The organism is Paraeggerthella sp. LCP19S3_G8 (assembly GCF_052119225.1).
Lineage (GTDB): Bacteria > Actinomycetota > Coriobacteriia > Coriobacteriales > Eggerthellaceae > Paraeggerthella > Paraeggerthella hominis.
The window spans coordinates 102720-125646 of record NZ_JBQKFQ010000004.1; the positions used below are offsets into that span (position 1 = coordinate 102720).

The 22927-nt window shown below is 62.1% G+C and carries 17 protein-coding genes and 1 pseudogene; 8 read left to right on the forward strand and 10 right to left on the reverse strand.

Annotation, left to right across the window (positions count from 1 at the left end):
• Positions 1–50: 50 nt before the first annotated feature.
• The 8 genes and pseudogenes from ACTQZK_RS05820 to ACTQZK_RS05855 form a co-directional block, all read right to left on the reverse strand.
• Positions 51–536 carry a PaaI family thioesterase gene (locus ACTQZK_RS05820; protein ID WP_428420468.1) on the reverse strand — a complete coding sequence of 162 codons (486 nt, stop codon included), beginning with the start codon at positions 534–536 and terminating at the stop codon, positions 51–53.
• Between the two features lie 518 nt (positions 537–1054).
• Positions 1055–2539 (reverse strand): aldehyde dehydrogenase family protein, encoded by a 1485-nt coding sequence (locus tag ACTQZK_RS05825; RefSeq protein WP_114566003.1) that lies wholly within the window; start codon positions 2537–2539, stop codon positions 1055–1057.
• Between the two features lie 362 nt (positions 2540–2901).
• The gene (locus tag ACTQZK_RS05830) at positions 2902–3363 is read right to left on the reverse strand and encodes an alpha-isopropylmalate synthase regulatory domain-containing protein (protein ID WP_441899036.1); all 462 of its coding nucleotides are present in this window, start codon (positions 3361–3363) and stop codon (positions 2902–2904) included.
• Positions 3337–3537 (reverse strand): annotated as a pseudogene (locus ACTQZK_RS05835) (homocitrate synthase/isopropylmalate synthase family protein); the annotation flags it as partial. The pseudogene ACTQZK_RS05835 and the gene ACTQZK_RS05830, both read right to left, overlap by 27 nt.
• Positions 3538–3549: 12 nt before the next feature.
• Positions 3550–4431 carry a 2-isopropylmalate synthase gene (locus ACTQZK_RS05840; protein ID WP_441898831.1) on the reverse strand — a complete coding sequence of 294 codons (882 nt, stop codon included), beginning with the start codon at positions 4429–4431 and terminating at the stop codon, positions 3550–3552.
• Positions 4432–4642: 211 nt separating this feature from the next.
• Complete coding sequence (gene serA, locus ACTQZK_RS05845; RefSeq protein WP_114566001.1) at positions 4643–6223, reverse strand: phosphoglycerate dehydrogenase; 1581 nt, start codon at positions 6221–6223, stop codon at positions 4643–4645.
• A gap of 206 nt (positions 6224–6429) precedes the next feature.
• Entirely contained in the window at positions 6430–6870 is a 441-nt protein-coding gene (locus ACTQZK_RS05850) for a hypothetical protein (protein WP_216528442.1), read from the reverse strand.
• Between the two features lie 76 nt (positions 6871–6946).
• Positions 6947–8755 carry an InlB B-repeat-containing protein gene (locus ACTQZK_RS05855; protein ID WP_216528441.1) on the reverse strand — a complete coding sequence of 603 codons (1809 nt, stop codon included), beginning with the start codon at positions 8753–8755 and terminating at the stop codon, positions 6947–6949.
• 99 nt (positions 8756–8854) lie between these two features.
• Here ACTQZK_RS05855 and ACTQZK_RS05860 point away from each other — a divergent pair, with 99 nt between their 5' ends.
• The 3 genes from ACTQZK_RS05860 (at position 8855) to ACTQZK_RS05870 (ending at position 11359) form a co-directional block, all read left to right on the forward strand.
• Positions 8855–9667: a LytR/AlgR family response regulator transcription factor gene (locus ACTQZK_RS05860; protein WP_441898833.1), complete on the forward strand. Its 813-nt coding sequence runs from the start codon at positions 8855–8857 to the stop codon at positions 9665–9667.
• Positions 9668–9671: 4 nt separating this feature from the next.
• Entirely contained in the window at positions 9672–10967 is a 1296-nt protein-coding gene (locus ACTQZK_RS05865) for a sensor histidine kinase (protein WP_441898835.1), read from the forward strand.
• A gap of 143 nt (positions 10968–11110) precedes the next feature.
• Complete coding sequence (locus ACTQZK_RS05870) at positions 11111–11359, forward strand: hypothetical protein (RefSeq protein WP_216528438.1); 249 nt, start codon at positions 11111–11113, stop codon at positions 11357–11359.
• 11 nt (positions 11360–11370) lie between these two features.
• On the opposite strand, the gene ACTQZK_RS05875 is transcribed toward ACTQZK_RS05870, so the two are convergent.
• Both ACTQZK_RS05875 and ACTQZK_RS05880 read right to left on the reverse strand, forming a co-directional pair.
• Positions 11371–11712 (reverse strand): arsenate reductase family protein, encoded by a 342-nt coding sequence (locus ACTQZK_RS05875; protein WP_114565987.1) that lies wholly within the window; start codon positions 11710–11712, stop codon positions 11371–11373.
• Positions 11713–11717: 5 nt separating this feature from the next.
• Complete coding sequence (locus tag ACTQZK_RS05880; RefSeq protein ID WP_225749094.1) at positions 11718–13673, reverse strand: fructose-1,6-bisphosphatase; 1956 nt, start codon at positions 13671–13673, stop codon at positions 11718–11720.
• 246 nt (positions 13674–13919) lie between these two features.
• Here ACTQZK_RS05880 and ACTQZK_RS05885 point away from each other — a divergent pair, with 246 nt between their 5' ends.
• The 5 genes from ACTQZK_RS05885 (at position 13920) to ACTQZK_RS05905 (ending at position 22913) form a co-directional block, all read left to right on the forward strand.
• Complete coding sequence (locus tag ACTQZK_RS05885; protein WP_114565985.1) at positions 13920–14294, forward strand: Hpt domain-containing protein; 375 nt, start codon at positions 13920–13922, stop codon at positions 14292–14294.
• Positions 14291–16381, forward strand: coding sequence for a diguanylate cyclase (locus ACTQZK_RS05890; RefSeq protein ID WP_225749093.1), 2091 nt, complete (start codon positions 14291–14293; stop codon positions 16379–16381). The genes ACTQZK_RS05885 and ACTQZK_RS05890 overlap by 4 nt, the downstream gene beginning before the upstream one ends.
• Positions 16378–18510 carry an ATP-binding response regulator gene (locus tag ACTQZK_RS05895; protein WP_216528433.1) on the forward strand — a complete coding sequence of 711 codons (2133 nt, stop codon included), beginning with the start codon at positions 16378–16380 and terminating at the stop codon, positions 18508–18510. The genes ACTQZK_RS05890 and ACTQZK_RS05895 overlap by 4 nt, the downstream gene beginning before the upstream one ends.
• 13 nt (positions 18511–18523) lie before the next feature.
• The gene (locus ACTQZK_RS05900; RefSeq protein ID WP_441898839.1) at positions 18524–20371 is read left to right on the forward strand and encodes an extracellular solute-binding protein; all 1848 of its coding nucleotides are present in this window, start codon (positions 18524–18526) and stop codon (positions 20369–20371) included.
• A 385-nt stretch (positions 20372–20756) separates the two neighbouring features.
• Positions 20757–22913: a Tex family protein gene (locus tag ACTQZK_RS05905; protein ID WP_216528431.1), complete on the forward strand. Its 2157-nt coding sequence runs from the start codon at positions 20757–20759 to the stop codon at positions 22911–22913.
• Positions 22914–22927 lie beyond the last annotated feature (14 nt).

The window sequence follows — 22927 nt, forward strand, 5'->3', positions numbered from 1 at the left end:
CCGAAGGAAGGCTGCGGATTGCGCGGCCTTCCTTCGGGGCGCTGTGCTTCTCATGCGAGAAACTTCGGCGGCAACGCGGCAGATTCCAGTTCGCGCACGGCCGCGCTCATAGGCTGAAGATGAGGTCCTACCAGAAGCTTCGAAGTTGCATGCGCCAGCAGCGCACCCTGCCCGTTGCGCACTTCAGCCTCGCAGAAGCACATGGTGCGACCTCGCTTGATAACGCGACCCGTCGCCGTAACGGGACCGACGCTCGAAGCCTTGAGGTTCGATACGTTGATGTCCATCGTCGTGCAGCCCTCGTCCTCTTCGAGCCATCCGTACACCGCCCAATACGCAGCGCAATCGAGCAGCGAGGCGTACGCGCCGCCATGGGCCCCGCCGAATGCGTTCATGTGCTTGCGCTGAAGGTCGCACGACGCGACGCACGACCCCTCGCCCAGCTCCACCAGCTTCACGTCAAGCAGCTCGAAGTAAGGAGAGCGGTTGATCAGCTCGATCACCGCGCTCGCGTGTTCCGGATTCATGGTAGCCATCGTTTTCGCCCTTCCCTTCCCATTGCCTGCGTTTCATGGTAGCGGCCCGCACCTACCGGCGACACGGACAAATCGCACACACCGTGAACGTTTGCGGAACCCCGCGAACAGAAGACGGCAAGCCAGCAACGGCGCCGCCGCCGCAGACCACGTGCGCACGAAAAATCGCGTTCGCTGGCAGGTTTTGACGGTTTGGGGTCGTCGAACCGGGCAAGACGCGCGCCCGCGAAAGGGCAATACCGCAGACCAAAGCTGTGACCTGGTAAAATAAAATACGATCCGAGCAGCGGCGCACGCAACGACAAGAGCGACAACCTCTAACCGTCAAAACCTGCCAGCGACGGCGGTTTTTCGCGCGCAAGCCGGCTTGCGAGGAAGCAAACGCGCGCCGAAAGCCCTCGTTCGCAGGAAGAGCGCGCCCGATCCGACCGCGCGCCAACCGTTGGCGCACCACGCAAAAGGGGCCCGACGCAATGCCGGACCCCTTCGAAGGTCGAAACGCGAACCGCTTGCAGCGCTTACTTCTGGGGATAGAAGCCGCTCGGCTCTTCGCCCAGGTTGATCATGATGTTCTTCGTTTGCGTGTAGTGCTCGAGCATCACCTTGTGGGTCTCGCGACCGATGCCGGACTGCTTGTAGCCGCCGAACGGCGCGCCCGACGGAATCTGGTTGTAGGTGTTCACCCACATGCGGCCCGTCTTCACGCCTCGGGCAACGCGGAACGCGCGGTTGATGTCGCGAGTCCACACGGCACCGCCCAGGCCGTAGACCGAGTCGTTGGCCATGTCGATGACCTCTTGCTCGTCCTTGAACTTGATGACCACGGCCACCGGCCCGAAGATCTCCTCCTGAGCCACGCGGCACGAGTTGTTCGGCACCTCCAGCAGCGTCGGCTTGAGGAACGCGCCCTTTGCCAGCTCGCCTTCCGTAGCTCGCTCGCCGCCCACGAGCACCTTGCCGCCCTCCTGCTTGGCGATCTCGACGTACTCCAGGATCTTGTTCATCTGGCGCTCGTCGATTTGGCTGCCCATCTGGGTGTCGTCTTCCCACGGCAAGCCAACACGCACGTTCTCGAACGCCTTGACGGCATCTTCGACGAACTTATCGTAGACGTCCTCGTGCACGAAGATTCGGCTGCCGGCGCAGCATACCTGGCCCTGGTTGAACAGGATGCCCAACTGCACGCCGTCGAGCATCATGTCCCACTTGCAATCGGGGAAGATGATGTTCGCGGACTTGCCGCCCAGTTCGAGCGTAGCCGGAATCAGGCGCTCGGCCGCCGCACGGGCGACGTCGCGACCGACCTCGGTGGAGCCGGTGAACGCCAGCTTGCTGATCTTGGGGTTGTCCAGAATGTACTGGCCGGACTTGGAGCCGCGGCCCGTCACCACGTTGAACACGCCGGCGGGAATGATGTCCTGGGTCAAGCGAGCCAGTTCGAGCACGGTCAACGACGTAGTAGAAGACGGCTTGAACACCGTGCAGTCGCCGGCAGCCAGCACCGGAGCAAGCTTCCAGGCGGCCATGAGGAAGGGGAAGTTCCACGGCACGATCTGGCCCACCACGCCGATAGGCTCGTGGACCACAAGCGACATCATGTTGCCCGGCAGCATGTCGGCCTCGCCCGTGTCGGCCAAAAGCACGCCGGCGAAGTAACGGAAGTGGTCGACGGAGTAAGCCACGTCGATGGCGCGCGTCTCGCGGATGGGCTTTCCGTTGTCAAGGGTTTCCAGCAGGGCGAAATGCTCTGCGTTCTCCTCGATGACGTCGGCTATCTTGTTCAGAATGATCGCGCGCTCGGCCTTGTCGGTCTTGCCCCAGGTCTCGAAAGCCTTCCATGCGGCGTCGACGGCGCGCTCGACGTCTTCTTTCGAAGCGTCGGCAATCGTGGAGAGCTTCTCTCCGTTTGCAGGGCAGTAGACATCGAGCGTCGCGGCGTCGGACGCGTCGGCCCACTGGCCCCCGATGTAGAGTTGATAGGATTCCTGAGCAGGATTGTTCATTTGTGCATCCTTTCTCTTGGAAGCGCATGCGATGCGTTCAGGATAGCGATTCACCTCGATCGCTTTCTCTAGCATACCCCGCGAGCAGCAGAACTGTCAGTCGTCTTCTCATGAAGAATCGTCAACGGTCCGTAAACGTGGGTGATCAGGTGTCAATTACAGGCGAACGGAAGCTGTTCCAAGACGAAAGGCGAAAAAACCGATCGGGAAGCCAGCCGCGGAAACCGGGAGTCCGGCGCGCAAGCGTCGCATCGAGCGCAACGCACCCCGGCGCGCCCCAGCAACGCGACGAGGGGTGCGCCAACCTTCGTCAGCGCACCCCTCGTCGGTCCTTGCCAGCAGCTTGCACGCAGCCGAAACGCTTACGCGCGCTGCTGCTTGTCCAAAAGCAGTCGGTTCAAGGCGTTCAGGTACGCCTTCGCCGACGAGACGATGATGTCGCCGTCCGCCCCGCGACCGGTATAGGCGTCCCCGCCCTCGGCCGTCACGCGCACGGTCACCTCGCCCAAGGCGTCGATGCCGCGCGTGACGGAGGTCACCGTGAACTCGGTCAGGTCGTTGCCCACCTGCACGATCTTGTCCACAGCCTTGAACGCGGCGTCGATGGGGCCGGTTCCGTACTCGCACACCGTGCGAACCTCGCCCTCGGCATCGCGCAGCGTGAGCGTTGCGGTCGGGGTGAGCGGGAAACCGCAGCTGATCTGGATGGCTTCGAGCGTGTACAGCGCGCGCTCGTTGCGATCGCGCTCGTTGATCAGGCTCTCCAGGTCTTCGTCGTAGACCTCCTTCTTCTTGTCGGCCAGGTTGAGGAACGCCTCGTACACCTGATCGAGCGCCTCGCCCTCGAAGTCGTAGCCCAGTTCCTCCAGGCGATGCTTGAGCGCCGCATGGCCCGAACGCGCCGTCAGCACGATCTGGCTCTGGCCCGCACCCACGTCCACCGGATCGATGATCTCGTAGGTGTCGCGCTTCTTCAGCACGCCGTCTTGGTGGATGCCCGAGGAGTGCGCTTACGCGTACCCCCCCACGATAGCCTTGTTGGCCTGCACGTTCATGCCGGTGATGGACGACACCAAGCGGCTGGCCTTCACGAATTCGCGCGTGTTCACGTCGGTGTGCGCGTCAAGCTCTTCTTCGTGCATCCTGATGGCCATGACCACTTCCTCCATGGCCGTGTTGCCCGCACGCTCCCCCAGGCCGTTGATGGTGCACTCGACCTGGCGGGCGCCGTTTCTCACGCCGGCCATGGCAAGCGCCGTGGCCATGCCCAGATCGTTGTGGCAATGCACGGCGATCTTCACGTTCTCAATGCCGTTCACGCCGTCGACCAGGTACTTGATGCGCTGTCCGAACTCTTCGGGCAGCGAATAGCCCGTCGTGTCGGGGATGTTCACCACGGTGGCACCCGCGCTCACGACGGCCTGTATCACGCGCACCAGGAAATCGTAGTCGGAACGGCCCGCGTCCTCGGCGTAGAACTGCACGTCCTCGACGTACTTCTTCGCATACTTCACGCACTTGACCGCGCGCTCGATGCACTCTTCTTCGGTGATGCGCAGCTTGTCGCGCAAATGGCTCGGGCTCACGCCGATGCCCGTGTGAATGCGCGGGCGCTTGGCGTAGCGAAGCGCGTCGGCCGCCGAATCGATGTCCTTCTCGACCGCGCGCGTCAAACCGCATACGACGGCCTGGTCGCCCGCCAGCTCGGCGATGCAGCGGACGCTCTCGAAATCGCCCGGGCTCGAAATGGGGAAACCCGCCTCGATGACGTCGACGTTCAGACGTAGCAGCTGACGCGCGACCACCAGTTTCTCCTCGGTGTTCATGGATGCGCCCGGCGATTGCTCGCCGTCGCGCAGCGTGGTGTCGAAGATATCGATCTTGCGCGTCATGTGCTCATTCCTTCCCGTCATACGCCTGCCGCCCGCTTCGCCGAAAGGCGCCGCGGGCGGCAGGCTGCTCAAATTGGTTTGATAATCATAGCTAATTAAGCCAACCGATTCAATTGGGATTCTTCGAGCTCCGGTCAATTCCGGGAAACCGACCGTAAAGGGAGGCGAGCGGCGCTTCTCTGAAGCACCGCTGCAACTTCTCCCCCCGATCTTACAGCTTGATGTACCAGAGGTTCTTGAGGTCGGCCAAGCCCGCGCGCAGCTTCGCCAGCACGTCCTCGTCGACCGAACCCTCCACGTTCATGTACGCAAGCGCGCAGCGCTCCTCCGACTTCGTGCCGATCTGCATCGTGGTGATGTTGATGCCCGCTTCGCCCAAGATGGTTCCGATGGTGCCCACGCGACCCGGCGCGTCCTCGTACTCGAACACGAGCGACTGCGACGCCGGGGCGATGTCCATCTTGTACCCCAAAAGCGACACCAGGCGCGCCGCCTGCGCCTCGCCGGCCAGCGTGCACGCAACCTCGGTGCCGTCGGCCACGATGGACACCGTGGAAGCGTACCCGGCGGCGTCGGCGTTCGACAGCGTATCGATGCGAATGCCGTGGCGCTTCGCTACGGCCTCGGCGTTCACCGGGGTGACCGTTGCCGTGTTCTGGTAGGACAGCAGCCCCTTGAGCATGCCGGCAACCAGAATGGACAGGTCGGCGTTCGCCAGCGCGCCCGCCGCCGTCAGCTTCAAGAACTGCGGAACCTCGCCGTGGATCTGGGACAACATGCTGCCCATCATCTGGCAGGCGGGAACGTAGGGTCCCACCGTGTCCATGACCTCGGGCGGCACGGGAGCCATGTTGAGCGCCGTGGGAACGATGGACCCCTCCAGGCCGGCCGCCACGTACTCGGCCGTCTGCACGCCCGCTCGCAACTGAGCCTCGAGCGTGCTCGCACCCAGATGCGGCGTGAGGATGGCGTTCTCGAACTCGTGCAGCGGGCTCTCGCGGCACGGCTCCGTTTCGTACACGTCAAGCCCCACCGCGCCGATTTTGCCCGCCGCCAGGAAATCGGCCAGCGAATCGACGTTGAAGATGCCGCCGCGCGCAGCGTTGACCAAGATGACGCCGTCTTTCATGGCGGCGTACTGCTCCGGCCCGAACATGCCGATGGTCTCTTTGGTCTTGGGCAGGTGAACCGTAATGAAATCGGCCAGCGGAACGATGGCGTTCACGTCGTCGTACAACGTCACGCCCAGCTGCTCGGCACGCTCGGGGCTGCAGTACGGATCGTACCCGATCAGCTTCATGCCGAACGCGCGGGCTCGCTCGGCGACCAAGCCGCCGATGCGGCCCAGGCCGAAGATGGCCAGCGTCTTCTCGTACAGCTCGACGCCCGTGAACTTGGCGCGCTCCCACACGCCCGCATGCATGGACGCGTTCGCAGGCGCGATGTTGCGCGCGCATGCCAACATGAGGGCCATGGTGTGCTCGGCGGCCGACACGATGTTCGACGTCGGCGCGTTGCATACGATGACGCCGCGCTCGGTTGCGGCCTCCACGTCGACGTTGTCCACGCCTACGCCCGCGCGCCCGATGATGCGCAGCTTGCCGCCAGCCTCGATCACCTCGCGCGTGACCTTCGTGGCCGACCGCACGATGAGCCCGTCGTACTCGGGAATGGCCGCAAGCAGCTCTTCGGGCGTCATTTTCAGCTTGACGTCGACCTCGATGCCCTTGTCGCGCAGCACCGCAAGGCCGGCTTCGGCCAGCTTCTCGGAAACCAGCACCTTCTTCGTCATAACGAACCCACCTTTTGATTCATGTAACAGTGTCGGAATGAAGATGCCCCGACCAGGCGCACATGCCTCGGCCGAACGGGCGGAACCATCATACGAAAAAACCGCCCGCGCGAAAGCACGAGCGGCGAAATAACCGATGAAATGCGAACTGCGGGGCTTATGCGGCCGCACGAACCGCATACGACCCCGCAGTTGAAAGTGATTTTCTACCAGCGCATTTCCTGATGCTTGATGTTGTTCGCAAGTATCACGCACGTAATAGGCAGAACCAAAGACACAACCGCGTTTACGATAGACGAAGCGTCCGCGCCGCCGAGAAACGTGCCTACCAGGTTGAGCGCGCCGAACACCACGCCCAGAACTGCCAAAACGAAAAACGCGCCGATCTTGCTGGGGTTGTTCGCCCCGCGCAACCCGAAAATACCGATGATCAGGTTGAAAGCGGACGACAAAAGCAAGCCGAACCCAACGATCATAGTCAATCCACCCGCAACGGCGGCATCGTCGTTTGCCGTATCGATACCCGATACGCCCAAAGCACCGCCTCCGGCCAGCAGCAACGCCCCCGATACAACCCCCAGGACGCCCAGCACAATCATGATGATCGAAATAACCTTGAGAACCTTCTGAGACCCGCTCTTTTCCATGTCATCCTCCATTTTCTTGGAAAGGACCCAAACAAGGCAACGCTTGCTGCCAGCAGATCCCTCGCTTCCTTCTTCGTTATTCGCTGCGCTTGCGTACACCAACCGCGCCCAGCGCAACGGCGCCGAACGCAACGCACGCGATCAAGGCCATAGCTATCATGTTCGACGTATCTCCCGTTTTAACCAACGTCTTAGGCTGAGCCTCAGCCGCCGACACGATCTTGCCGTCCTGCACGTCCTTTGGCACCGTCAAGGCGAAAGATGAAAGCTCGCCCACGCTGACCAGCACCTTCCCGTTCGCGCATTCGGCCGTCATCGTCTCCAAGGTCCCATCCGCCTTCAGATGGCGAACCGTGACCGTTTCCCCATCGTGCTTCCTATCCAAAGGGAACGACAGCCGCAACGCGCCCTCGTACGAGCCGCCCGTCAAGCGCACCTCGTACGCGGAAAGCACGTCGTGCCCCTCACGGCCGGCCTGCGCCAAAACCGCCTGGTACGCAGCGCCCGAGGACAAGGGCGCCACTTCGAGCACAGCGCCCTCGGTCAGCTTCCCACTCACCTGGACCAAGCTCTTTTCGTCCACGATGGTGCGGTCGACGTACACCGGCGCCAAAGCCGTCCACTTCGCGTACAACGTGGTATCGCAGGCAACCGTATCGCTTTCGAAATCCCACGGAACCGTCAATGCGGAATCCTTGCACCATCCGCCGAACGTCGCGCCGCTCTTTACCGGGTCGACCGGTTTGGCGACCTTCGATCCGGCCTTAACCGTTTGGGGTTCCACGGCGCTGCCGCCAGCAACGTCGAACGAAACGGTGCACACGGCCTCGGACGCAATATGAGTGGGAATCGGGTTCTTCTCGCCCATCAGCACAGGCAGGTTCCCAGAGGAAAACGTCCAAGCGCCCAGAGGAGCCGCCATGAACCCGAGTCCGTTTTGACGCTGCCACCACGATGCGTCGACGATGTCCGTTGCGGATGCATCCGCGCCGTCCTTCGTCTCGGCACCCTTCTCAGGCGCGATATCAGACGACCCAATGCCAACGCTCATGCCCGCAAACCCATAATTATTCGAAGCTGTAAATACGTTTTCATTTACAGCGTTGCCCCAGACGCGACCTGCCGACGAGGCACCGCTCGTCGCAATAACGGACGAACCGAGCGCGGCGCAATTCTTGATGGTATTCTCGCCCTGGTAGTTGTCCACGTTGCCCACGATGCCGCCGACCACCTCTTTCCCCTGCACCATGCCCGTGCTATAGGAATACGAGATATTGACACCCGTGCGCACGAAGCCCGCAATGCCGCCAATAGAGCTTGCCGATCCGGTCACGGAAGCCGTGCTGTAGCAATTCTCGATAAGCGCGCGGCCGGTAGCAGCGCCGACCAACCCGCCCACGGAGTCATTGCCGCTGACCGCACCCGAAACGAAGCAACGCGAAACGACGCCTCCCCGCAACTCCGACGCCAAAGCTCCAGCGTAGTTCCCCCCGGTCACAGCAACGTCCGCCAACCCCAGATTCACGATACGGCCCTTCACCATGCCGAACAACGACGCCTGCGAAGCGCCGCCGTTGACAACCAAGCCGGAGATCGTCCTCCCGCCTCCATCGAAGGTGCCGGAATACGTCCCGCAAGGAGCATCCCAAGCCTCAGCGAGATCGATGTTCGCCGTCAACTTGAAACTCGCGTTCGAGAGGGTGCCATCGTTCAGTCCGGCTCCCATCGCGCACAACTGGGCCTCGTTCTCGATCAGGTACGGATCGTCCTCCAACCCGGTGCCGCCGCCAAACGACGCAGCAGGTTCCGCCGCAAACGCCGTCACCGGCATCAAAGCAAGCAGCAGGATCGTCCCCGCAAACGCGCTCGCCCATCGCTTACCCATCGGCTTTCCTTTCGTTTAATTTCATGCATTTTGAAGGCGATCATGTCATATAATTCGATACGCAAACCGTTTTCTGCACAAACGGTAAGGTTTCCAAACATGAACGGATCAAGAAAACACGGTGACGTTTCCAGTTGCGTTCAACGACGATGCCCCAAGGAACTCGACACCGGCCAGAAAGGCAACACCGTGCGCATCGCACTCTGCGAAGACAACCCCAAAGACCTGGCGGTGCTCGCGAATTTGCTCGACAGATACCGTCGGGAAACGAAAGCCAGCCTCTCCCTCTCCGCTTACACCAGCGGCGTTGCATTATTCGACGACATGCGCAAAGAGGTTTTCGATTTGCTGCTGCTCGACGTCATGATGCCTTTCGTCGACGGCATGCAGATCGCTCGGGAAATTCGAGAGTTCGACGAAAACGTCAAGATTGCGTTTCTCACCTCGTCACCCGAATTCGCCGTTCAAAGCTACGAGGTTGACGCGTTCCATTACCTTCTGAAACCCGTAAGCTACGACAAGCTGTTCCCCATGCTCGACAAGCTGCGGCTGCGCATCGAAGAGCACGGCACGGGACTGGCCGTCAGGCTCAAGGGCGGAGCCGCCAGCATCCTGTTCGCGCGCATAGCCTATGTCGAAGTGCTCAATCGAACCGTGCGCTTTCACCTGACCGACAAGAGCGTGCGAGAAGTTGCCGGATCGCTGTCGGACTTCGAGCCGCAGCTTCTTAGCCGACCCGAATTCATCCGAGTCCACCGGGCGTTCATCGTCAATCTCGATCAGGCCCAAGAGCTTGAAAAGCTAAGCCTTCGCACGTTCTCGGACGAGTCGGTCCCCGTATCGCGCAGACTGTTCGGCGAGGTCAAAGCCGCCTACTTGAAGCGGTTGTTCGTGCAAGCCGGAATGGCGTAACGGCATGTCGCTCGTACCCGTATTCATCCTGCCCGTCTACGCCGTTGCCCTCATGTGGATATTGCTCGACGTGCAGCCCGCCAAGATCCCGCCGCAGCGCAAGAAGATCGCGATCGCATTCGCCCTCGGCACGATCATCGTCAACGTCGCCGTGTTCCTGCTGTTCGGGCGCACCGCCTACGCGCGCGCCTACGCCCTGATCATGCACGTCCCGATTCTTATCGCGTTCTCGATCGTCTCCCCGTATCGCGGCTGGAAAGTGGTGTTCGCGTTTCTCACCGCATTCGTGTCCTGCGCCGTCCCCGTTATCGCGGATTCGGTCGCGCGCTTATTCGGGGAAACCGGGCCCTGGACCGAGTTGGCCATCTTTGCCACAACATGCTCGCTGATGCTTCTTGTGGCCGCAAAGGGATTCCGCAACCTGCTCGCCTACGCGCTCAAGCACGGCGAACCCGGCGATTTCGCGCGCTTCTCCCTGATCCCGCTGACGTACGAACTGTACGCGTTCTCAACGCAGGGTGGCTTCTCCATCACGGACCTGCCCGCCGGGCTGAACGCGCACCTCATGCCCCTTGTGCTTACGGTACTGTCGTATTACCTGGTCTTTCGCGTATTCAAAAACACGCGCGAAAAACAGCTGCTCCTACAAGAGCAGCAAGCCGCCGTAGCACAGCTCGACCAGGCTAAGCTCGAGCTCAGCCGCTTACGCGAGACAACCGCGCAAACGGCAGCCTACCGCCACGATATGCGCCACCACCTTGCGCTTATCGGCAACTTGCTTGTTGAAAGCAACGCCGAAAAGCTCAAGGAGTATCTGGCGGAAATCGAAGCCGACCTTGACGACATCACTCCGCAGCGGTTCTGCAACGACGAAACGACGAACCTGATCCTGTCCTCGTTTTCCGCAAAGGCGCACCACCTTGGCGCATCGATGCAGGTAACGGCAAGCCTTTCCCGACACGCGCCGCTCAGCGACACGGAATGGTGCGCCCTGCTGTCGAATCTGCTGGAAAACGCCCTGATCGCGGTTTCGAACGTGCACGACGGTCGAAACCGCGAGGTTCGCCTGACAATTACGAGCACCGACGACCGCACGTTGCTGATTCTTGTAGAAAACCCCTGCTGCAAGGCTGTGACCATGGAAAACGACAAGCCGATAACGTCCGAACAAGGACACGGCCTCGGCATCAAAAGCGTGGACGGCATCGTAGGGAAGCATGGGGGCATGTCCCTGTACGAAACCGTCGGCGGCACGTTCGTCGCCCGCATCGCCATTCCCCTGGAGCAGCAGCCCGCATAGCGTCCCCGCGCGCACGGGACGCTCTTGCATCTCCTAAAAGTTAGTATAAACTAACTTTCAAACAAGCAACGTGAGCAGAAGGTGCGGGCCGCAGGGCGCTTCCACCCTACCCCATCTTCTCCAACGAGCATCGGAGCAGCGCCATGAAGGCCAAGGCATATTACGCGGTCCAAGACAGTCACGAAATGGGCATGGGGCAAAAGTTCGTGAAAACGTCGCCGGTACTGCACGAATTCAAAAGCGAGAAAGCGCGCGACGCCTGGGTGGAGCGGGCGACCGACCGTCGTCGCAAAGTGAACGCGAAAGAGAAAGAGGCCCTGCAGGCGCAGTCGCCCTTGCGAACCACGTCCCCGGTACGCCACGCAACGCTCCCGAAGAAAAGCTGGGAATAGCAGCGTCGCGCCTATTCCCAGCTTCCCCACACGTCCGGAGCGTAGCCCACCGTGGCCTGCTTCCCGTTGCGCACCACCGGCTCCGCCACAACGTGCTGGTTCTCCAAAACCTTGTCGAACTTCTGGTCGGGGCTCAAATACGCCAGCAGCGCCACCAGATCGGCATCCTTCGCCTTCGGGTCCACCAGCTTGTCGATCCCGCCCACGGCGCGGCAGACCGACTCCAGCTCCCCTTTGCTCATGCCCTTTTCCTTCAAGTCGATGAACTGGAACTTCACGCGGCGTTCCTTGAAGTAGCGCTGGGCCTTCTTCGTATCGAAGCTCTTTTTCGTGCCGAATACCTGGATGTTCATGCTTCCTACTTCCCGCTCTCGGCGATCTCGCCGCAACGATACGCCGCCAACAGCAGCTCCAAGTCGGCGATCTGTTGCTTCAGCACCGCACCGGTGTCGGTGTCCGCCACCAAGGTGCGCTTCTCCACGCGCTCGACCACGCGGCGCGATGAATGAATGTCCAGCTCGTTCATCACGGCGGCGCGCATCGACTCAAGAGGCTCGTGCGCAGCCAGCACGAAGCCGTAGGAATTCGAGATCAACGTGTAGCCCGCGATGCCGGTGGTGGGCTGGTACGCCTTCGAGAAGCCGCCGTCGATGGTCAGCACGCGCCCGTTGCACTTCACCGGATCCTCGCCGTCCTTCACCTTGACCGGCACGTGCCCGCACACGATGCGCGAGGCGTCGGGGTCCAGCCCGAAGTCCTCGAAGATGCCCGCCAGCACGGCCTCGTCGTCCAGGTATGAGTAGAACGCGTTCTTAACCTCCTTGCGCGCGGCCTTGTCCGCGATCAGGTACAGCTCGAACGTGGCCATCTTGCTCTTCGCGAACAACGGCGACCCCTCGCCCAGCCACAGGTACCACATGAGGTCGCGCCCGCGCTTGCGCATGTCCGGATCGGGATCGAAGAAGCCCGCGCGCACCCAGCGCTCCATGGCGTCGTACAACGCCCGGCCCTTGTACGTGCGCCCGAACACGTCCACTTCCTTCAACGACCCGTCGGCGTTCAGGGGAACGCACGCGTGGAACAGCAAGCTGCCGTTGTACACCTTGTACAAGCTGCCCGCCTCAAGGAAGAAGCGCATGTGGCGCTGCAGCTTCTCGCACCCGGCGAACGCCTGCTCAAGGCGCTGCACAACGTCCTCTTCCTCGGGAGTCAGGCGGTAGGGATCGGCCGGGTCCACCGTGGGAAACACGTTGTCGGTCAGCTCGTACTCCACGCCGTCGAGCATCACGGTGCCGCGTTCGTAGTCGATTTTGTCGAGCAGCTTGCGATCCTCCAGACCGAAGTCCGGGTTCTCGTCGATCAGCTTTCCCTCCACCTTGAACTGGATGATGGCCATCGCTTTTTGGATTTTGACGTTCATTTCCAACTCTTGGGGCGAAAGGTCGGGGTTTCCCTTGAGCCCGAACGCGATGCAGGGATCGTCGCGATACGCGTCGAGCGCGAACGACGCAAGGGGCAGTATGTTGATGCCGTAGGCGTCCTCGAGGATCGACAGGTTGCCGTAGCGCGCGCAGTTGCGCACCACGTGCGCGATGCAGCCCCGCTGCCCCAGCGCCGCGCCCATCCACACGATGTCGTGGTTGCCCCACTGGATGTCGAGCGAATGGTATTCCATAAGGGTATCCATGATGATATGGGGATACGGACCGCGATCGTAGATGTCGCCGACGATGTGCAGATGATCGATGGCAAGCCGCTGGATGAGCTGGCACAGCGCCTCGATGAGCGCGCCGCCGCGATCCGTGCGGATGACGGCGTCGATGATGGCGGCGTAGTACGCCTGCTTGTCCACCCCGTGGCGGTTCTCCGTCATCAGCTCTTCGATGATGTAGGCGAAATCCTTCGGCAGCGCCTTGCGCACCCTCGAGCGCGTGTACTTGCGCGCCGCGCGCTTGCACACGGCCACCAGCCGCGGCACCATGACGCCGTACCATGCCTCGGGGTCGTCCACCTGGGACAAGACCAGCTCCATCTTCTCGCGCGGGTAGTAGATGAGCGTCGCGAGGGAGCGCTTCTCCTCCTTGCTCAGCTCGTCGCCGAACACGTCGTCGATCTTGAGACGGATGGAGCCGGATCCGTTGCGCAGGATGTGCGAGAACGCCTCGTACTCGCCGTGGATGTCGGACGCGAAGAACTCAGTGCCCTTCGGAAGGTTCAGAATGGCGCTGAGATTGATGATCTCGGCCGAAGCCTTGGCGGCTGTGGGAAACGATCGGGAGAGAAGTTCCAGGTAGCGCTTTTCCGTCACATCCATAGCTGATCTCCTTGAGAGGTACGGCAACACGTTAACCGTTCTATAGTATCAGCAATTCGCCGCAACGGGCTGGCCAGCGGGCAAGCGGCGCGATAACTCGACGGGGCTGCGCTTCCCCGCAGCGCGGCGGCGCGTGTTTTCCGTCCACGGCGATTCCGTCCAAATTGTGCCCGTTGCGCCGATCGTTTTACGGTAAAGTAATCTTTGCTTTTACGTAATCAATCGACACGAGAGCAGACGAGCGCGATGACGGTGCAACGCTTTTACGCGCTATTGGGCGCGGATTACGCCGAGGCCATCCGAAGGATCGGCAACGATGACCGCATACGGAAGTATCTGGGCATACTGCAACGCGACGATTCCATGGACGTTCTTCAGCGCGCGCTTTCGGAAAACGACGCCGATACGGCGTTTCGCGCTGCCCACACCATCAAGGGATCGGCGCTCAACCTGGGGCTTACCCGCCTGACCGACTGCTCGTCAAGGCTCACCGAGGCCCTGCGCCCGAAAACGATAGACGGCGCCGTTGCGCCCTTGGCCGAAGAGACGGCGCGGGCGTACCGGGAGACGATGGCCCGCATCGGCGATCTGCTTGCCCAGCCGGAAACGGAACGGCCATGAAAGAGCGCAGCCTGATCCTTATCGTGGACGACTCCGAGCTGAACCGCTCCATGCTGGCCGACATCCTCTGCGACGAATACGAAATACTCGAAGCGCGCAACGGCCGCGAGGCCATCGCGCTGTTCCAAGAGCACGAGCACGAAATATCCCTCGTGCTGCTTGACATCGTGATGCCGGAAATGGACGGCTTCGAAGCGCTGGCCGTCATGGGCAAAAGAAGGTGGCTCGAGCACGTCCCGGTCATCATCATCTCCGCGGAAAGCGCATCCACCTACATCGACAGCGCCTACGACCTGGGCGCAACCGAGTACATCAGCCGGCCCTTCGACCCCAAGGCGGTCCAACGGCGCGTGGACAACACCGTTTTGCTGTACTCCAAGCAAAAGATGCTCGAGAACATGGTCACCGAGCAGATGCTCGAAAAAGAGAAGGGCAACCTGATCATGGTCGACCTTCTCAGCCATATCGTGGAATTCCGAAACGGCGAAAGCGGCATGCACGTGCTCAACATCCGCTCCATCACGAAAATGCTGCTCGAGCAGCTCTGCCGCATTTCGGATCAGCACGCGCGCATACAGCCCAAGATCCCGCTCATCGCCAACGCTTCGGCGCTGCACGACATCGGCAAGATCTCCGTCGACGAGAAGATCCTCAACAAGCCCGGAAAGCTGACGGAGGAAGAATGGGCCGTGATGAAGACCCACGGCGTTGCCGGGGCGAACATATTGGAAAGCACGCGCTACTACCCGGACGAAGAACTGGTCCGGGTGGCGCGCGACATCTGCCGCTGGCACCACGAGCGCTACGACGGCAAGGGCTATCCCGACGGCCTCGCGGGCGACGAGATTCCCATCGAGGCGCAGGTGGTGGCGATCGCTGACGTGTACGACGCCTTGACGCACAAGCGCGTCTACAAAGACGCCATCTCGCACGACGAAACCATGCGCATGATCTTCAACGGCGAATGCGGCGCGTTCAACCCGTTGCTGCTGCAATGCCTGGCCGACATCGGCCCGCAGCTGAAACGAGAGCTGAAGCTCAAGTCGCTGGGGAACGTCTCCAAAGAGGAGATGCTCGACATCACGCGCGCCATGGTGCAAACCGCCAACGTATCCAGCCGCACGCTGGCGCTGCTCGAGCAGGAGCGCATCAAGTACCAGTTCTTCGCCGACCTGTCCCGCGAAATCCAGTTCGAATACGCCGCGCACACCGACGTCCTGACGCTTTCCGAATGGGGCGCGTCGCAGCTTGGCCTTCCCAGCATCATCGAGAACCCGCTTGAAAACAGCAAGCTGCTCCAGGTCGTCGCGCAAGAAAACCTAGAGCAGCTGCGCAACCTGATCGTCTCGGCTTCGCCGGAAAGCCCCAACGTGAGCGCCCATTACCTGCTGCACACAGACAGCGGGCAGCGGTGGCACAAGCTGCTGGCCCGTCCCCTTTGGCTGGGAAACGATGCCGAGGTATTAACGGGATTCATCGGAAAATGCGTGGACGTCCACGAAGAGCGGATGAACCTGGATCGGCTCATCTGGCAAGCAAGCACCGACGCGCTCACCGGCCTGCTCCACCGCAAGGCCGCCAAAAGCGCCGTGCAGAACGCGCTCGACGAAGCGGCTTCGCGGAAAAACTTCGTGCTCATGCTGTTCGACCTGGACTTCTTCAAAAGCGCGAACGACCGCTACGGGCATCTGTTCGGCGACGACCTTTTGCAGGAGACGGCGCGGCGCGTGCTGAGCGCCGTGCGCGATGCGGGCATCACCGCCCGCATCGGCGGCGACGAGTTCCTGGTGTTCGTCGAGGCCTCCGACCCTGCGGCGGCCGTCGATCGAATCTTCAGCTCGCTTGGGAACCCGTACCGAGGCCATCCCATGACCGTCAGCATGGGAGCCGCTCGCGCGCCGCAGAACGGCACGCGGTTCGAAGACTTGTTCTATTGCGCCGACCAGGCATTGTACGCAGCGAAGCAGCAGGGCCGCAACCGCTACCGCTTTTACGACGAGTCCATGTCCGCAATGCTGTCCGTGCTTTCGGAAATACCCGGTTCGGACACCGAGGAGGCGGCGGCCGGACAGGATCGAGCCCGATGAGACGAACGCGAAAACCGCGAACCGCATCCGCTCAGGCACCGGCTTGGCTCAAGGCAGCATCCGCTGCCCTTTTGGCTTTGCTGCTCTGCGCAACCTTTGCTTTCGCGCGCGCCTACACGGACCTCAGCAACTCCATCCATCGGGAGCGCGTCGAATCCGTGCAGCAGATCAGCAGCCTGATATCGAAGAAGCTCAACCTGCTGAAAGAACGCCATGAAGAAGAAACCGCCACGGCCGCACGGTTCCTGTCGCACTCAGGTGCGACTTCGATGGCTCAGGTAGACGAGCTGCTGGACCACTCGGACGAGTTCCACCTGCTGTCGGAGGACGGACGATGCCTTGCCTTGGACGGAAGCGCCATCGTCGTGTCAAGCTCCATGCTGTCCGAGGACATCGGCACTTGGACGGAAGTGCGCTCCGAATTCTGCACGGTCCAGAGCAAGGGCGATTTCTGGGTGTTCGCAGCACCGGTCGAGAACGTTTCCATCGACGGAGTCGAGATCGCGGGCCTTCTGAAGGTGGTCGACTCCCAGCAGTACGCAGACGTTGCCATCCTGCCCGTGTTCAACGGACAGGGCGCCTCGTACGTGGTCGACACGAACGGCGTCATCCTTTTGCGCCCTTCCGAGTCGCAGGCTAACGAACACTTCAAAAGCCACAATTTCCTGCGCATCCTAACCAACGACGGCGTGGACCCCGCCCTGGTGGAGAAACTGCAGAAAGCGCTCCTGAACTGCGAAGAAGAGCAGGTGCTCGTGAAGCTGCAAGACGACACGTGGCTTCTGCAGACGTTTCCCGACAACGAAGGCCGCAACATCGTGATGGCCATCCCCGTATCGATAACCGCGCAGGCCACGTTCGCCAGCATGAAAAGCGTCATCGCCTTGGTGGTGCTCATCGTGGCGTCGATCGCGGCGCTTTCGCTGCTGTGGCTCTACCACCTGGTGAGCAAAAGCCAGATGGCGAAGATCGAAAGCGCGCGAGCCAGCCTCAAGAGCGACTTCCTTACCAAGATGTCCCACGATATTCGCACGCCGCTCAACGCCATCGTGGGCTCCAACGAGCTTGCCCTGCGCTCCCTTGACGACCCGGCAACCGCGGCCGGACATCTTGAGCGCTCCAAGAAGTCGGGCGAATACCTCATCGACATCATCAACGACATGTTGGACATGAATCGCCTTGACGGCGGAAAGATGACCCTGGCCCACGAGCCTTTCCTGCTTTCCGATGTGCTGGACTCGGTCATCGCGCTGCAAAGCGGGCCCGCCGAGGAGAAAGGCGTGACGCTGCGCGAGGCGCCGCGCGCGCTTTCGCACACAAGCTTCGTAGGCGATGCGACCAGAATCAAGCAGTGCCTGGTGAACCTGGTATCGAACGCCGTCAAATTCACTCCGGAACACGGAGACGTCGCCCTGTCCTGCGAGGAGGTCTCTCAGGACGGTCCGACCTCGCGCGTGCGGTTCATCGTGCGCGACAGCGGCGCCGGCATGAGCGAAGCGTTCATGAAGCGCTTGTTCGAGCCCTTCGAGCAGGAGCGGTCGTCCCTCACCTCGGCCCAAGTAGGCAGCGGCCTGGGGCTTGCCATCGTGCACAGCTTGGTGGAGCTTATGGGCGGCACCGTCGAGGCAAGCAGTACGCCGGGGAAAGGATCGACGTTCATCATGGACATCCCCTTGGAAAGGGCCGCGACCGTTGTTTCAAGACCCGCGAGCGAGCAATCCCAAGAAAACCTGCGCGCCCTCTGCCGGGGCAAGCGCGTGCTTCTGGCCGAGGACAACGAAATGAACCGAGAGATCATCGTCGATCTGCTCTCGGACTTCAGCGTGGAAGTCGATACCGTTCGCAACGGCGCCGAAGCCGTCGAAGCGGTGACGTCCTCGGCGCCGGGACGCTACGCGCTGGTGCTCATGGACATCCAGATGCCCGTCATGACCGGCCTCGAGGCTGCCTCCGCCATCCGCGCAAGCGAGCACCCCGACGCCGCAACCATTCCCATCGTGGCCCTTTCGGCGGGCGCGTTCGAGGAGGACGTGCAGAACTCGCTTCGCCATGGGATGCAGGATCATTTGGCGAAGCCCCTGAACCTCGAAGACATCGAAAACGCGTTTCGCACGTACCTGAACCGGTAAGGAGAGCACCAGCATGCGCATTCGAAAGGCAGTCGCAACCCTGACGACCGCAGCCCTGCTTCTAGGACTTGCAGCTTGCAGCCAGCCGTCCGCGCCCGAGCAGAGCGTCGGCGCCCAGAACGAGATCGTCTCCTACCAGCCGGTGGAGCCGGGCAAGACGGTCGTCACCATCGGCCGCTACACCGTCTTCAACGACGGCCCGCTCAAGGCGGCTTTGGAAGAGAAATTCCCGGACGTTCAGATTGTCACGGTCAACGCCGCCGGAACGAATACGATCAGGTCTTACGTGGAGGAACAGGGCAGGCACGAGGACTTGCCCGACCTTGTGTTCAGCGCCATGCGCATGGGCAACAGCGAGTACGCGTACGACCTTTCCTCCGAAAGCTTCACCAGCCGCTACAACCTGTCGTCCCTTGAAACGCTGGGCGCCGAGGGGGCGCTGCGGCAACTGCCCATCAACAACACCGTCAAGGGCATCTTCTACAACAAGACGCTCTTCGAGAAGCACGGCTGGCAGATCCCCGCAACGCGCGAAGAGCTGTTCGAGCTGTGCGACGCCATATCCGCCGAGGGCATTCGCCCCTTCGTCCCCTGCCTGAAATACTCGGTGCAGGAGGTGGGACTGGGGCTTTCGAATCGCGAAGTGCTCGGCACCGGGCAAAAGCGCGCGCAGTACGAAGCCGTGGTCAAAGGGGAAGCCTCGTGCGAAGGGCTGCTGGAGCCGTACTACGGCGTGCTGAAGGAGCTGTACGATCGCGGCATCGTGGTAGAAAGCGACTTCACGTCCAGCCTTACGAAAAACCGTCAAGCCCTGTACGCAGGCGAGATAGCCATGATCCCCGCCGAGCTGGGCATGTACGGGCTGTACGAAGAAGAAAACCCGGATTGCGAGATCGACTTCATCGGCTATCCCACCGACACGCCGAACGAGCGTTGGGTCCAAATGGTGTCCGGCACCAATTTAGCCATCTCGCAGCGTTCCATGGACGACCCGAGCAAGCGGCAAATCCTGCTGGACATCGTTGACTACCTGAGCACCAACGAGGGTCAGGACGCGCTGTTCCAGTGCTTCACCGGCATCAGCGGCGTCAAGTCGTACCAAGAGAACATCCGCAGCGAGTTCTGGGACGTTAAGAACTGCATCGACAAGGGGCAGGTGTACTTCGCGGATCAATTCGGGCAGACGTCGGACTTCGAGACTGCTTTCGAGTGGATGCGCGGGTCGATGACCATGGACGAGATCATCGCCGCCACCGACGCCTTCGAACCGAACAGGCCGACCGACCCCGTAAAGAGCGCCGTTGTCGGAAACGCCGCGGAAAACTTCACCTCGCTCGAAACCAGCATGCTCATGGCCGACGCCATGCGCGAGGCAACGGGGGCCGACGCAGCCCTGCTCTTGCACGGCACCTACTTCAAGGGCAACTCGGGGAAACTCTACCAGGGACCCATTGATCTGGCGGATCGCTTCAACCTGCGCAGCGTATCCAAAAGCGATGCCCTGACCACCTACGAGATCACGGGCACCAACCTGAAGAAGCTCATGGAGCACCCGCTAACCGACGGCGACGAGATCAACGCCCTGTACGCGTGCTCGGGCCTGCGCATGGAGTACGCCCCCTGGCGCGACAAGGACGGCAACGTGCTGAGCCTGACTATGGCCGACGGCGCCCCGATCGAAGACGACGCCCGCTACACGATTGCAGCCTGGGCAACCACGATAGACGATTCCTACGTTTCCTCTATCGTGCAAGAGCATTCCGACCGGGGAACCTGCGCTGACCTCATGACCGAGTACCTGGCCGAGGCGGGCGCCGTATCCCCCGCCAAAGACGGTCGCATCGTGTTGAACTGGGAATAGGTCGACGTCAGCCGGGCGGCGGTTGCGCGGCGCTCGGCTGACGTCTTTGCGGCAGCGACGCCTCCGGTTGCGCGGCGCACTGCGACGAACGCTTCCGGCTGCGCGTCGCCCGGCTGATGCTTCCGCCGCGGTGCCGCGCGCTGTCAAAACGAGCGAGTTTTGCTGATCCTCAAACCAGGATAAAGACCCATGACAACTTCGTGAACTGGGATGATGCAAAACGCCTTCAAGAAGCGACGTGCTCAAAGGCGAAAAACCGCCGCAAAACTCGATCGTTTTGACAGCGCGCGCCGATCCCTGCATCCGGAAACGCGGACATCCCGGACGGCAACGTTCGCGTATAATGGCAAGCCCGATTTCAAGCCGGAACACAGGAGCGCATTCCATGTCGAACATCCATACCACGCTCGCACGCGAGCTGGGGCTTTCCGCGGCGCAGGTTGCAGCCGTCATCGCCCTCGTCGACGAGGGCAACACCATTCCGTTCATCGCCCGCTACCGCAAGGAAGCCACCGGCGGCATGGACGACGCCCAGCTGCGCGCCTTCGACGAGCGCCTTTCCTACCTGCGCGCCCTCGAGGCTCGCAAGGACGAAGTGCTGCGCGCCATCGACGAGCAGGGCAAGCTCACGCCCGAACTGCGTGCGAAGATCGAAGACGCCGCGATCATGCAGCGCGTGGAGGACCTGTACAAGCCGTACAGGAAAAAGCGCGCCACCCGCGCGTCGAAAGCGCGCGATGCCGGGCTGGAACCGCTCGCCCTGCTCATCTTGGCGCAGGGACGCTCGGACAAGAGCCCGCTCGCCCTTGCCGCCGGGCTCGTGAACGCCGAAGCCGGCTTCCCCACGGCCGAAGCCGCGCTGCAGGGCGCTCGCGATATCGTTGCCGAGACGATAGCCGACGACGCCGAGCACACCGCCGTGCTGCGCAGCTTCACCCAACGCACCGGCGCGTTGGCCGTCGAAGCAACCGACGCACAGGAAAAAACCGTCTACGAGTCGTACTACGATTTCTCGGAGCCGCTCTCGCGCATCCCCAACCACCGCGTGCTCGCCGTGAACCGCGGCGAAAAAGAGGGCAAGCTGCGCGTGAAGGTGCGCGTTCAGGCAGACGCCGCGGTGGAGCAGCTGGAACGTCGCGTGATCACGCGCCCGCAAAGCCCCTTCGCCGACGTGCTGCGCGAAGCCGTTGCCGACGGCTACAAACGCCTGATGGCGCCCGCCCTCGATCGCGAGATGCGCAGCCTTCTTACCGAGCGCGCGCAGACCGACGCCATCCGCGTGTTCGCCAAGAACACCGAGAACCTTCTGCAGCAGCGCCCCGTTCGCGGCGCGCGCGTCCTTGCGCTCGACCCCGGCTACCGCACCGGCTGCAAAGTGGCGGTGCTCGACGAGTACGGCAAGCTGCTCGACTACACGACGGTCTACCCCACGCCGCCGCGCTCGCAGGTGAAGGAGGCGCAGGCCGCACTCGAAAGCCTGGTCAAGAAGCACCGCGTGAACGTGGTGGCCATCGGCAACGGCACCGGCAGCCGCGAGACCGAGGACGCCGTGGCCGACCTTCTAGCGCGACTGGACCAGCCCGTGCAGTACACCATCGTGAACGAAGCCGGGGCCTCGGTATACTCTGCGTCGCAGTTGGCCAGCGAGGAGTACCCCGACCTCGACGTGACCACGCGCGGCGCCATGAGCCTGGGGCGTCGCCTGCAAGACCCCCTAGCCGAGCTGGTGAAGATTCCGCCCCAGGCCATCGGCGTGGGCCAATACCAGCACGACCTGGACCAGGCGGCGCTCGGACGCGCGCTGGGCGACGTGGTGGAGCGCGTCGTAAACCGGGTAGGCGTCGACCTCAATACGGCAAGCGCGAGTCTTTTGGGCTACGTGTCGGGCGTGAACGCCACCGTGGCGAAGAACATCGTGGCCTACCGGGAAGAGCACGGCGCCTTCGCCGATCGCCGCGAACTGAAGAAGGTACCGAAGCTGGGCGCGAAAGCCTTCCAGAACTGCGCGGGATTCCTGCGCATCGCGAACGGCGCGAACCCGCTCGACGCCACGAGCGTCCATCCCGAAAGCTACCCCGTGGCGCGCGAGCTTTTGAAGCGCGCACAGATGAAGCCGGAAGCGCTCGCCCAAGGCGGAGTACCCGATATCGCAAGCCGTCTGGGCAACGTGGCGGGTCTTTCCGAAGAGCTGGGCGTCGGCCTTCCCACGCTTAAAGACATAGTGGCCGAGCTGGAGAAACCGGGCCGCGACCCCCGCGACGACGCGCCACCGGTGGTGTTCGACCGCACCGTGCGGGACTTCGACGACCTGTCCGTCGGCATGGAGCTGACCGGCACCGTGCGCAACGTGGTGGACTTCGGCGCATTCGTCGACATCGGCGTGAAGCAAGACGGACTCGTCCACATTTCCAAGCTGTCCGACCGCTTCGTCAAGCACCCGAGCGAGGTCGTGTCCGTTGGCGACACGGTAACCGTCTGGGTGACCGGCATCGACAAAGATCGCGGCAAGATATCGCTTTCGATGGCGAAGGGAAAGGCGTAGCGTCCTCGCAAGCG